The organism is Paenibacillus germinis (assembly GCF_013141785.1).
Classification (GTDB): Bacteria; Bacillota; Bacilli; order Paenibacillales; family NBRC-103111; genus Paenibacillus_E; species Paenibacillus_E phytorum.
The window spans coordinates 186010-198703 of record NZ_WHOC01000183.1 but is presented as its reverse complement, the minus strand read 5'-3'; the positions used below and the strand labels follow the sequence as shown (position 1 = coordinate 198703).

Annotated in this window: 11 protein-coding genes; 2 read left to right on the top strand and 9 right to left on the bottom strand. The window is 43.7% G+C overall.

What is annotated here, in order from left to right; translation table 11 throughout:
• The first annotated feature begins 31 nt into the window (after nt 1-31).
• Together GC102_RS36150 and GC102_RS36145 are read left to right on the top strand one after the other, a co-directional pair.
• The gene (locus tag GC102_RS36150) at nt 32-424 is read left to right on the top strand and encodes a DoxX family protein (protein ID WP_171693775.1); all 393 of its coding nucleotides are present in this window, start codon (nt 32-34) and stop codon (nt 422-424) included.
• 292 nt (nt 425-716) lie between these two features.
• Nucleotides 717-1010 (top strand): hypothetical protein, encoded by a 294-nt coding sequence (locus tag GC102_RS36145; protein ID WP_171644717.1) that lies wholly within the window; start codon nt 717-719, stop codon nt 1008-1010.
• Nucleotides 1011-1116: 106 nt separating this feature from the next.
• Here the strand turns inward: GC102_RS36145 and GC102_RS36140 are convergent, their stop codons facing one another.
• From GC102_RS36140 to secD, 9 genes are all read right to left on the bottom strand, one after another.
• Nucleotides 1117-3072, bottom strand: coding sequence for an FAD-dependent oxidoreductase (locus GC102_RS36140; protein WP_171693774.1), 1956 nt, complete (start codon nt 3070-3072; stop codon nt 1117-1119).
• A 205-nt stretch (nt 3073-3277) separates the two neighbouring features.
• Complete coding sequence (locus GC102_RS36135; RefSeq protein ID WP_154669611.1) at nt 3278-3451, bottom strand: hypothetical protein; 174 nt, start codon at nt 3449-3451, stop codon at nt 3278-3280.
• 74 nt (nt 3452-3525) lie between these two features.
• Nucleotides 3526-3966, bottom strand: a complete 441-nt coding sequence (dtd, locus tag GC102_RS36130) for a D-aminoacyl-tRNA deacylase (protein WP_171693773.1) — start codon at nt 3964-3966, stop codon at nt 3526-3528.
• A gap of 35 nt (nt 3967-4001) precedes the next feature.
• Nucleotides 4002-6188 (bottom strand): RelA/SpoT family protein, encoded by a 2187-nt coding sequence (locus tag GC102_RS36125; RefSeq protein WP_171693772.1) that lies wholly within the window; start codon nt 6186-6188, stop codon nt 4002-4004.
• 190 nt (nt 6189-6378) lie between these two features.
• Complete coding sequence (locus GC102_RS36120; RefSeq protein ID WP_171693771.1) at nt 6379-6891, bottom strand: adenine phosphoribosyltransferase; 513 nt, start codon at nt 6889-6891, stop codon at nt 6379-6381.
• On the bottom strand, nt 6888-9332 hold the full coding sequence (gene recJ / locus GC102_RS36115) for a single-stranded-DNA-specific exonuclease RecJ (RefSeq protein WP_171693770.1): 2445 nt from the start codon (nt 9330-9332) through the stop codon (nt 6888-6890). The genes GC102_RS36120 and recJ overlap by 4 nt, the downstream gene beginning before the upstream one ends.
• Before the next feature lie 108 nt (nt 9333-9440).
• On the bottom strand, nt 9441-10394 hold the full coding sequence (locus GC102_RS36110) for a cation diffusion facilitator family transporter (protein WP_171693769.1): 954 nt from the start codon (nt 10392-10394) through the stop codon (nt 9441-9443).
• Nucleotides 10395-10459: 65 nt separating this feature from the next.
• Nucleotides 10460-11386, bottom strand: coding sequence for a protein translocase subunit SecF (secF, locus tag GC102_RS36105; RefSeq protein WP_171693768.1), 927 nt, complete (start codon nt 11384-11386; stop codon nt 10460-10462).
• On the bottom strand, nt 11376-12611 hold the full coding sequence (gene secD, locus GC102_RS36100) for a protein translocase subunit SecD (RefSeq protein ID WP_216628285.1): 1236 nt from the start codon (nt 12609-12611) through the stop codon (nt 11376-11378). Before secD ends, secF begins: the two co-directional genes overlap by 11 nt.
• Nucleotides 12612-12694: the final 83 nt, after the last annotated feature.

Genomic DNA, 12694 nt, shown 5'->3' with positions numbered 1-12694 from the left:
ACAAAATATATTAAAAGAGGAGTTGTTAGTGATGGCGTTAGGTCTACTTATTATTCGTTTAGTGATCGGTTTATCATTCGCGGCGCACGGTTCACAAAAAATATTTGGATGGTTTGGTGGCTATGGTCCCAAAGGTACCGGAGGTTTCTTCGATTCAATAGGAATCAAGCCAGGTGTGCTCATGGCTGTTCTTGCAGGTTTAGCGGAAATTGCAGGTGGGTTGCTCTTCGCCGCAGGTCTTTGGACACCATTAGGTGCTGCTCTTATCGTTCTGATTATGCTTGGTGCTATTATTAAAGTTCATGCCAAAAACGGTTACTGGGTAACTTCCAATGGTTATGAATACAATTTAACGCTGATTGCTATCGCCGTTGGTGTTGCACTTATCGGAGCCGGTGAATATTCCTTAGATGCTTTGATGTAAAAATGATGTTAAACCGTCCAGCTCAAGCTGAGACGGTTTTTTTGTGTAAAGAAAATAGCCTGCAGCACAAGGGCTGCAGGCCTCAAATAAATATATATTTTAAAGGGGGTCGACTATTATTATATCCCCTCTTGATTAAAGAGATATGAAAATTAAATTACAATTTCATTACAGCATTTTCTCCGTATTTTCAATCATTTTCATTTATTTTCACCGTATATTCAGACCATTTTCACATATACATGTACAACAAGGCAGATGGCCTTGAATTTATCATCAGGAGGCTGTAACAATGACAATACAAAACGAGTTTCAAGAGGAACGGCAAGATCTAGTGGTGCTCTTCTCTGAAGATTCCGAAACCGAAGCCGAAGTTGAAGAAGAAGTAGCTGAAGAAACAGCCGAAGAAGAGGCCATTGAAGAATCGGACGAAGCTGAGGAAGCGGAAGAAGAAGCATCTGATGAGGAAGAAGTAGAAGCTGAGGATGTGTCCGAGGAGGACGCCGAAGCGGAAAGTGAAGAATCAGCCGAAGAAGATTCGGAAGATTCGGTGCAAGCAGAAGAGGATGCTGCGGACGCAGACTGAACAAAGTAAGCATGTAAGCGCAGTCACAAAAACTTCCTTAGCTTCGAAAAGTTAAGAGCCCTAGTGCCACATCTATAAAGCGGCATTAAGGCTCTTATTCGTTCTTCTATGGCTTACCAGTAACGCCAACTTTCAAATCTTTAATAAGCAAATACGTGTCCGCATTCGTTAACTTTTGCTTGTCGGCAATAAGTTTTACGGTCATATCAGTGAGCAGCTTATTCTCCATTAGCTTGGATTGCGCTTCAGTAGATGTAGCTTTCAACCCTAACGCTTGTGTGATTGTATAACTGGCTTGTTCAAGTGTCAGCGGTATTTTATCTGCGTTTTGCAGATTCGCAATAGCCTGACTGACATCCCCGCCCCAGGCATCAGGTTTCATCTTCTTCGCGCCACTGACGAGATTAACCATCCGCTTTGGATTGGCCGCGTCATCCAAGTGAAAGTTATTGTCATAAGCACCTGAAGCTAAGCCCAGCATCAGAGCGGATTTCAAACCTTCATAGGCTTTATGCTCCATAAAAGGTTGAGGCTTGAGCGCAATAGGCTGAAGCTCCATGCCTTGTTTAATCAAATGATCCTGCAATTTAGCAATAACTTCTTTGGAGCCAGCTAATTGACGAAATGTCATTTTTTCTTGCTTAGCGAACATAGCAGCAGCCCCTGCCGCTTCGCCTTCAGCCATCCCAGTAGGCATCACTCGAGCACTTCCATGCGGAAGCGTATCGTAACTAGCTGCTCTACCGACAACAAGTAGTCCATCCACTTTCTGTGGGACGATACTGCGGAAAGGAATAGCGTACTGTGTCGGAGAACATACCACGTTACCGGAATCAGTTGGTGTTACACGTTGGATATCTACAGGATAAGAACCGAAGCCAATACGGTCCCATTGGTCCCCATTCGTACATACGTCAACTATGTTCATTCGGTATTCTCCCTGTATATGCCGTGTTTCACGCACATACAACTCAGAAGCAGTCCCCGCTAGCTCCACACCTGCAAATTCAGGGAACGTTTTCTGCATATAGGTAACCACATTCGGTAATTCTTGATTGGCTATATCAAAAGCATCTTGAACAGATTTCGGATTAAATGTATCTACGCCAAATATTTGCAATGAGTTCACAAGTACAGTATTATCGTTCTCTCTTCCCATGTTCAAGCCACGCATTTTAGCACGTTCTTTATTAAGAGGTGGATAATTACTCATTTCTTTATAGCCCCAAACACTAACTTCATTAACGCCAGAATTCACGTCATCGTCTCCGTTTAGACGCTTTGCCATCAGACTCCATACTTCTGGAGTTATGTTTTTAAGACGAAAAACAAGTGTAACTGCCATTCTAGACTGAGGATCACCCAAATCTTCTCGACCAAATGTAAAAGGAACACCCGCCGCAGCTGCAAAATCAGCATCTTGTGTGGCATCGATGACAGAGGCTGCTTTCACCGTTTGTTTGGTTCCATCTGACAAAGTAAGTGCTGCGCCTTGTAACTTCACATTTCCAGATCCTGATGATTCAAGAATAGGATCTATTTTTTGCATTTGCAATAAAATATCTATATTTTTCTCCGCACGAACCATGTCATAGAAAGCATTAGCAGCTGTGTTAACATCGAAGGAATCACCTTCGATTTTGCTGTACCACTCTGAGAAAAAGCCCTTGTTAAACACCTCATGTTTGCTGAGCGGATTCGTTTTGGGCGCGTAGTTCATATCAATCGTATTAAGTCCACCATGCGTCATCAAACCACCCAACATAGTCCGATTCCGCCCGTCTACGAGCAGTGTACTTAATCCATTACGAGCAGCCGAAACGGCAGCAGCAACCCCCTCAGGGTCCGTACCCACTACAATGACGTCGTATGCCTCTTTGGCTTTCTTTACTGATTTCACTTCTTGAATAGCTTGCTTTTTTAAGCTATGTTCTCCATGTGAAAGGTGTTTATACTGATAGTAGAGAGATGCTGCAGCTGCCAGCACCGCAAGTACAATCAATGTCCCCATCAACCAAAGCCATCCTTTGGATGTGGAATTGTTACGATTCGAATTTGCCATTAGGACGAAAGCACCCACCTTGTCTCCTGCTTTTCATACGGCTTACCAGATAGATATTTAATAAGCTTCTTTGGAGCAGTTGATTAATTTCTAGCCAAAAAACATCACATGTTAGTTTACCACATTTCGAACGTGTAGAGAAATATTGCGGCATTAACAAATAAAGCCGCGCATGGCTGAATGAACAGCACGCGTGGCTTTATGGTTACCGATAGGATTTTTTGGGAATGCTTTTCATCTTTTCTTGTTCGGATGTGAATTCTGCACTAATTTCTACATCAGCGAGCGCAGGTGCTTGACTCATCCGCTCAGCAAGTGTGGTATGGAGCAGTTGCTGCTCCGGTGCTGTCATGGCTCTGTGTTTGATCGATTGACGCATCTGGGTGCTCCTAACCGCTAGTATATACACATTAAGTATAACCAGTCAGCTAGTTTATTATCCTTCGGAGCAACCTATTTGCTGTCGATAACCAACGTAACAGGTCCCCAATTCGTCAAAGATACATCCATCATTTCACCAAAAGCACCTGTTTCCACGTGTATGTCTAGAGACCTTAGCAGCTCATTAAACTTATCATATAGCGGTTCTGCAAGCTCTGGTTTTGCCGCTGACATGAAATTGGGTCGTTTCCCTTTACGACAATCGCCATACAAGGTAAACTGCGAAACGGATAAGATTTGTCCTCCCGTCTCCAAGACGGAAAGATTCATTTTGCCGGTTTCATCTTCAAAAATACGCAGCCCAGCCACTTTATCCGCCAAATACTTCGCATCCTGCTCGGTGTCGTCATGGGTAATCCCGACTAGGAGCATTAACCCCTGTTCAATACGACCAATGGTTACATCTTTCACAGTTACTTCGGCACGTTTACAACGTTGAACAACTACTCTCATTACCTGTCCTAATCTCCTTAACTTTACAACATCGGTTAGCTTTGCATAATACGCTGAACGGAATAAACATCTTTGACACGTTTAATTTTCTCAACAACGGACTGCAGATGGTCTATATTTTTGATTAAAATGGTCATATGAATCGTAGCCATCTTATTCTTATCTGATCGCCCCGATACAGCGGAAATCATTGTTTTGCTTTCAGAAACAGCTTGGAGTACTTCGTTTAAAAATCCACGGCGATCATGACCTGTGATTTCAATCTCTACATTGAAATTGGATTCTACCGCTTCGGCCCAATCGACCTCAATGACCCGTTCCTCTTCCCCCATACTCGAAGGAATGTTCGTACAATCAGAACGATGCACGGACACTCCGCGTCCTCTTGTGATGTACCCAATAATCAAATCGCCAGGTACAGGATTACAGCAGCGAGCGAAACGGACAAGCAGATTGTCGACGCCTTTGACCCGGACACCGTTGGTTGGACGGCTTTTACGCTCGGATGATGCCTGCGCCTTGACCTCCTTGACCTCACTAGTAAGCTTCAGCACCTGCGCTTCTTCAGCTTCCTTACGCAGCTTCTCTGTTAACTTCGTGCATATTTGTGCAGCTGTAATACCGCCAAAACCTACGGCTGACAGCATATCTTCAATATCGCTAAAATTAAACTTCTTCGCGGCTTCAAGCATTTTATCGTCACTCATCAAAGTCGGTGGATCGATCGCTAATCGTTTGAGCTCACGCTCAATCATATCTTTCCCTTTTTCGACATTCTCTTCGCGCTTCTCTTTCTTAAACCACTGCTTGATCTTACTTCGAGCATGAGAGGATTGTGCGATTTTAATCCAATCCTGACTTGGTCCGTAAGAGTGCTTAGAAGTTAGAATTTCAATAATATCCCCTGTTTTCAACTTGTGGTCCAAGGGAACGATCCGTGAATTTACTTTAGCGCCAATTGTGCGATTGCCGACTTCAGTGTGAATCCGATAGGCAAAATCCAAAGGTACAGAACCAGCAGGAAGCTCGATAACTTCCCCTTTTGGCGTAAAGACGAAAACAAGGTCTGAGAAGAAATCCATCTTCATGGATTCCATAAACTCGGAGGCGTCATTGGTCTCGTGCTGCAGCTCCAGAATTTCACGGAACCAGCTCATTTTGTCCTCGAAAGTGCCCGAAGGTACAACAGAACCGCCTTCTTTGTAGGCCCAATGCGCAGCGATACCGAACTCTGACGTCCTATGCATCTCCCATGTGCGAATCTGCACTTCTAGCGGCTCTCCCTTAGGACCAATCACCGTTGTGTGCAAAGACTGATACATGTTCGGCTTCGGCATCGCAATATAATCCTTGAAGCGTCCTGGCATTGGTTTCCATAAGGTGTGAATAATACCTAAAGAAGCGTAGCAGTCCTTGATGCCATCGACAATAACACGAAGCGCCATGAGATCGTAAATCTCATTGAATTGCTTGCCGCGGGAGCTCATTTTTTTATAAATACTGTAAAGATGCTTAGGTCTTCCGGAAATATCTCCCTGAATGCCCATTTCATCCAGCTTTTCTTTAATGCTGTGAATAACGTCCTCAATATATTGCTCACGCTCAGTACGCTTCTTCTGCATGAGGTTAACGATCCGGTAATACTGCTGCGGATTCAAATAACGAAGAGCAATATCCTCCATTTCCCACTTAATCGTGGAAATACCGAGTCGATGCGCAATCGGACAGAAGATCTCCAGCGTTTCCTCCGCAATACGGCGCTGGCTTTCTTCGGATTGGTACTTCAATGTGCGCATATTGTGCAAACGGTCCGCCAATTTAATAAGGATAACGCGAATATCCTGCGCCATGGCAACGAACATTTTGCGGTAGTTCTCGTTCTGCTGCTCCTCTTTGGACTTGAACTTGATCCGTTCCAACTTCGTCAAGCCATCCACTAGCATCGCGCAAGTTTTCCCGAATTTATCTAGAACAGTTTCCAGTGAAACTGTTGTATCTTCAACGACATCATGCAGAAGCGCAGCAATGATGGATGTAACATCCATCTGCATGTTCACCAATATATCTGCAACAGCGAGTGGATGCAGAATATAGGGCTCACCCGATTTGCGTACTTGGCCATGATGGGCTTCATCCGCGAATTCATAGGCCTCCCGAATCCTCTGCAAATCATTCTCTTTCAGATAGGTGGCGGCCTTCTCCAGCAGCTGCTCTATACCCATGCATCTACCCATTCCCTTTAATCGATTTTTATTCATTATGCCTGCAAGGCAGGCTCCACGTCAACTGTTCGCACCATGCATTCGACAAAAAGCAGCATTTTCTCCCAATTCACTGAAGTATTTATGAATTGTTAGCTTTAATTGTATAAAAAAGAATCGAACACTAACATTCGATTCTGGGCTTTTAATTTTAATATTGAACTAAGGAAACCACGTCAATCCCATTAAACTTACTTCTACCGTCTAAGTAGGATAACTCGATCAAGAACGCAGCCCCTACAACTTCTCCGCCAAGCTGGTTAATCAGGTCGATCGATGTTTGAATCGTTCCACCTGTTGCAAGTAAATCATCTGCAATCAGTACCTTTTGACCTGGTTTAATAGCATCCTTATGCATGGCTAATTTATCCTTGCCATATTCAAGAGCATAGTCAGCCTCAATCGTCTCTCCAGGCAATTTGCCACTTTTACGAATTGGAATAAAGCCTACTCCAAGTGAATAAGCGAGCGGAGCGCCAATGACGAAGCCACGTGCTTCGGGACCCGCAATAACATCGATTTGTTTATCTTTAATTAATGCTTTCATTTGATCGATAGCTTCTCTATAAACAGGTCCGTTTTGCAATAACGTTGTGATGTCCTTGAAACGAATGCCTGGTTGTGGAAAGTCCGGGATAACGCGAATGTGTTCTTTGAAATTCATATAATTTCCTCCAAAATGTGATTTTCTTTTTTTATTTGATCGGCAATCCATTCCTCCAGCTCTTTGGCTGAGGAGTACATGACAATGGATTCAACTTCCTGGCGATGCAATCTATGTTGATACAAGCGGGATGCTGTTAGATCTCTCTTTGCCGGTGACGCATGCAGTTTAACGAAGCCGCCTTGTTTTTCAACAAATCCAAGCTCCTCAAAAACGGATAAAATAAATTGAATCATTGCAGGAGAAAGACCCGATCGTTTACTAAACGAGGTCATTAATCGTACATCCTGAACATTCAGCGATCCTTCTTTTTGCAAAGTGCCATACAGCATTTTAAACATTTCTCGGGATGGCAGGGTACTGCCGCTGTCAGGCCCTAGCTCTGCAAATACTGGATAACAGCGCATCATTCCACTGGCCTGATGAAGCACACTTTGCAAACTAGCAACGCTGCGTGGGATCGTGTACAAAATAATATCCTGCATGTTAGCAAATTCCAATTGCTTGGCTGATTCGTTACCCGGCCGTAATTGTTCACTATCTTGAACAACCCAGTAAGGCACTGATCCACCTAACTGAAACGCTGTTGAAGTGAACAAGGCTGCGTCTGCTTCGTCAAACAGAACGATAGCTGGAGTGAGTGTGCGATTACCATTCCCCGCAGCAATCGTGCTCTGAAGTACGCTAAGCTTTGTGCTCAATTGTCCTGCTCCACGCCAATCAAACAGCTGCATATGCGTTATTCGAAGATCCTGCATCATGATTTGCGGCTTCCGCACGCCGTTCCACTCGTTGATTGAAAGCTCTCCTAGTACATCTACCTTAGCGGCAGGTGCGATTAGACCAGCCAAACTCCCTTTGCCGAAGCCGACAGCTTCCACGGAGCAGCTTACTTCTTCCTTCATTTGGGACAGGGCTAGCTTAAGATGCTGTTTCTCCTTGCCCATCGTCCGGATATCGCCGAGCGATAAATCGGTGAACAAGAACCTCGGTGAAGGATTACCCATACCGAAGGGCGCAAGCTTCTCTAATTGCTCAATACTTGCAATCGGAACATCTGCCAAGCTGCACGCCGCATCGGCTTTCAGAAGTGGAATGAAATCCTGTTCCGTTAGTGCAGCAGCAAGTTCGTTCAGCTTATGAGTGAATGCTTCCAAATGACTGCTATTCAAACTCATACCTGCAGCCGCTTGATGGCCACCGTAGTGGTCGAGCATCTCATCACAAGCCGTCAAAGCTTTGTGTAAATCAAAGCCAGCAATCGAGCGAGCAGAACCTTTGGCCATACCCGTCTGTGGATCTATGCTTAGCACTAAGGTCGGACGGTAAAATTTCTCTACAATCTTGGATGCAACAATACCGACAACACCGACGTTCCATTGTTCCTTAGCAACAACTATCACTTTATCTAAACCTTGGGCTTGCTGCTGTTCGGCTAGAACAAAAGCTTCTTTCACCATGTCTTCTACAATAAGCTGACGTTCTTTATTCAGCATATCCAGTTCAAAGGCAATTTGCTCCGCTTCTTTCTCATCCAATGTTGTGAGCAGCTTCACGGCTATATCTGCAGCTTCTAATCGGCCGCTTGCATTAATTCTCGGTGCTAGCGAGAAACCAATATGAGATGCCGTCACTTCCTTATTTTCAATACCGGATACACCAATGAGTGAACGAAATCCTGCATAAGTAGAATCCTGCATTCGCAGCAGCCCCTGCTTTACGATTAAACGATTCTCCCCCGTGAGAGGCATTAAATCAGCAACCGTACCTAGCGCTGCAAACTCCAGCAGTTCTTCAGGCAATCGATCAAGTATTGCATGGGCCAACTTAAAAGCAACGCCAACGCCTGCAAGATGCTTATAAGGGTATGGGCAACCTGGCTTCTTCGGATTTATGACGGCTAAAGCTTGAGGCAGTATCTCAGGAGGCTCATGATGATCCGTTACGATAACATCTAGGCCTAATTCCTGACAATAGGCTATCTCTTGAACGGCACTAATGCCTGTGTCAACGGTGATTAATAGCATGACGCCTTGTTCTTTGGCTAATTCAATCGCAGAGCGATTCAGCCCATAGCCTTCTCGAATGCGATGAGGGATATACGTATCGAAACGAGCGCCTAGGCCTTTTAACAAATGGGCCATCAATGAGGTGCTGCTTACACCATCTGCATCGTAATCACCATATACACGTATTAATTCATCATTCTGAATAGCTTTTCGGATGCGTTCTACAGCTGGGAGCATCCCGTCAAGCAGATACGGGTCAAAATAATAGTGGACTCCGCCATGCAAGAATTGTTCAGCATCTGGCACGGTGCGTATATCTCGAAGAACAAGCATCCTGGCAACGAGCGGGTCTATCTGCAGCTCGCGTACAAATGATTCAACGAGCATTTCATCCGCATTTCCTATGCTCCATCTTGCCTTCGGTGCTAGCACTCGGGGTGTCCTCCTTAGAGTTTTGCTGTGCAAAACTTTCTACGTAAGCATAGTCTTAGAGTTTTCCGTATGGAAAACTTTCTTCGTAAGCATAGTTTTTGCGCATATTTAGTGAATAACGGATGGAAATTCATTTAACTCGGTATCCGTATTATTTTTGTAAGGATATCCTGCATCATAGGGGTTTACTTGAACAAAAACATCGGAAACATGATGGAATCGTTTCATCAACTGCTGTTTGATCTTTTTGGAGACTTCATGACCTTCCCATACAGATACCCTTGGATTCACGCTTATTTTGATATCGACAACGACATAATGGCCATGTTCCCTTGCCTGCAAGTCATCGACGGTTATTACACCTTTTATCATCTGTACGGCAGCAATCAATTCAGCGGCATCTTCCTGCAGCAGAACATAATCCATTTTCGTATGTAAAGCTTCCTTAAGTAACGAATACCCCATCTTCAGTACCATTAGAGATATAAATAATCCCGCAAGTGAATCCAAATAATAAAGAAAAGATATGTTTAGGTAATTGCCTATTAAAGCACCTAGCACACCAATAAGAGCTACAATAGAAGAGTATATATCGGAACGATGTCCCCAGCTATTAGCAATTAATTCCTGAGATCCTAAACGCTTGCCTTTCCTGTATGTATATTGAAACATAATCTCTTTCACCAAGAGCGAAATCCCAATTGCAACCAGAGCGTACACCTTAGGAGCATGCTCGACGTCAACCCATATGGATTTGATGGTAGAGATTCCCAGTTCAACACCTAAGACTAGAATAACAATCGACATTAAAATAGATGTGATAGATATCTTCTTATCATGACGATTGGGGTAAGCTTCTTGAGGCGCCCCTTCTTCGGTTCTTTGTTTAATTAATGCTGAAGATGAACTTACTGCCTCAGATGCTGAATGTACCGCGTCAGCGAGAAGTGCTTTACTCTGCGACATAAACCCAATAATAACATTGAGACAGGCAAGAGCAATATTGCCAGCAATACCTACCCAGACAGTGAGTTCTGTCTTTTGAAAACGCTCGTCATTCACGTGGACACTCCCCCTGAACGGATACAAAGGCCGCGCAACATTCACGCGGCCGGTTATTATGGTTATTACGCTGCAGCTTTCTTTTTAGAACTACGCAAAGATTTTCTTTTCAATAAATACCAGAGTGAACATGCAATGAAAATAGACGAATAAGCTCCACTTGTTAAACCGATTAATTTCGCAAGTGCGAAAAGTTTAATGGACTCACTACCGAAAATATACAAACACCCTGCGGCTAACAATACCACTAATACAGTATTGATATTACGCGCCATCGTTTGCCAGATACTATCGTTGACCAATGCAACGAGATCTTCGTCCGTTTTGAGTTTTGCAAATCGCAGATTTTCACGAATACGGTCAAAAATAACGATTTTATCATTGATGGAATAACCGATCGTGGTCAAAACTGCCGCTAGGAACGGTAAGTTCACTTCAAAGCGGAAAATCGCAAACATAGCGATAACCATGAAAGCATCATGTAGTATGGCAATAATCGCTGCTACGGCAAAGCGCCATTCGAAACGAATACTTACATACAAACAAATCAACACGCTGGAAATGGCAACGGCATATACCGCTTTAAGCAACAATTCCTTCGCTAATTGTGGATCAACTGTGTTGATTTCTTTGGAAACCTCAGTACCATAAGCGGTTGCGAACGCTTTTTGGATCTTATTTACTGTATCATCATTCAGAACATCATCGAATCGAATGGAGACACGGTCACTATTATTACCGCCGATTGTTGGATCCGCAAAGTTCGATTTTAAATCGCCATTCGTTGTAAGAGTATGCAAGATCTCTTCAACCTTGACCTTGTCTAATTGTTTGCCAACGACAAGATCAATATTGGTCCCTGCTTTAAAATCAACACCGAAGTTCATGCCAGAGAACAGCATAACGGCTAGTCCAATAACAAGTAGAGCAATTGAAACGACAAAAAATTTATTGCGGTTTCTTACAAAATCAAACTTTTTCTTAGAGTCCACGAATGTCTGCCTCCTTCACACCGAAATAACTTGGCTTTTTCAGCAAGTTGCCCCGTATGATAAGATGCAGCAGCCATCTGGAGAACAATACGTTCGTTAAGATACTGATAATAATACTCATCATCGTAATAACCGCGAATCCGCGAATTGCGCCGTTTCCGACGTAGTACAGAACGATACCAGCAATCAAATTCGTTACGTTAGCATCCATAATTGTACGGAAAGAGTGTTTCGAACCTGATTTCAAAGATGAAAGAATGCTCTTGCCGGCACGTATTTCCTCACGGATTCTTTCATAAGTAATAATGTTCGCATCGACCGCCATACCTGCTCCCAAGACGAGGGCCGCAATACCTGGCAGCGTTAATGTTGCATTCATAAAGTCGAATATTGCCAATAGTACCCATACATAAGTAATCAGCGTAAAGGCAGCCACAAGGCCCGGTGCACGGTAATACAGTACCATGAAGATGAAGATTAAGATCGAAGCAATCAAACCAGCTCTAGCCGTTTGGTGCAGCGATGCACTACCTAAAGTGGCATCCACACGCTGAATATATTTCTCTGTTAATTTCAATGGCATCGCACCCAAGTTAATCATCTTGGCTACATTCGTTGCTTCTGTTACACTCGTTTGTGTAATAATCGCCGAATCACTGTCAATGGGAAAATTAACAGATGCTGTCGACTTCACTTCATCATCCAAATAAATGGATAATGTACTGCCAGTAAGCTTGGTCGTTACTTCTTTAAATTTCTCTCTGCTTTTCATCTTGATTTCGACAATCGGTTGCTTCGTATTCGGATCGTAGCTTAATTTAGCCGCATTTTCCACGAAATCCGTTCCGTTCATATAAACCGTTCCATCCGGACCTCTAAAGGTAAGAACGGAAGGCTTAGACATTAAGCCTCTAACTTCTTCTTCATTTTTCACACCCGCAAGACGTACACGAATGCGATCCGATCCTTCCGGATAAACCTCAGGTTCGGCTACACCAAGTTTGTCAGCTCGTTTCGCAAGACTCTCTGCTGCTTGCGTAAGCGTTTCCTTCGTCAATGGTGCACCAGCTGCCAAAGGCTCTGCGGTGTACAAAATTTCAAACCCGCCTTTTAAATCCAATCCAAGCTTAATTCGTTCTACAAGACTAGGGCTTGTTGCTCCGATCGCTCCGAGAACAATAACAACCGTTAGAAAAAAGAACGATATTCTTTTCCAATCCACCATCTCTTGCTTGTCTCCCTTCCATACTCAATATGCCTATTATACTCAGGTCTGAAAATCGAGTCAATTTAAGTCGTTTCACGTAA

Coding starts and splice junctions, on each gene's coding strand:
- GC102_RS36125 (WP_171693772.1), bottom strand. CDS start 6,188: ATGGGTATAGAGCAGCTGCTGGAGAAGGCCGCCACCTATCTGAAAGAG.
- secD (WP_216628285.1), bottom strand. CDS start 12,611: ATGGTGGATTGGAAAAGAATATCGTTCTTTTTTCTAACGGTTGTTATT.
- GC102_RS36150 (WP_171693775.1), top strand. CDS start 32: ATGGCGTTAGGTCTACTTATTATTCGTTTAGTGATCGGTTTATCATTC.
- GC102_RS36135 (WP_154669611.1), bottom strand. CDS start 3,451: ATGCGTCAATCGATCAAACACAGAGCCATGACAGCACCGGAGCAGCAA.
- GC102_RS36140 (WP_171693774.1), bottom strand. CDS start 3,072: ATGGCAAATTCGAATCGTAACAATTCCACATCCAAAGGATGGCTTTGG.
- GC102_RS36145 (WP_171644717.1), top strand. CDS start 717: ATGACAATACAAAACGAGTTTCAAGAGGAACGGCAAGATCTAGTGGTG.
- GC102_RS36120 (WP_171693771.1), bottom strand. CDS start 6,891: ATGAATTTCAAAGAACACATTCGCGTTATCCCGGACTTTCCACAACCA.
- dtd (WP_171693773.1), bottom strand. CDS start 3,966: ATGAGAGTAGTTGTTCAACGTTGTAAACGTGCCGAAGTAACTGTGAAA.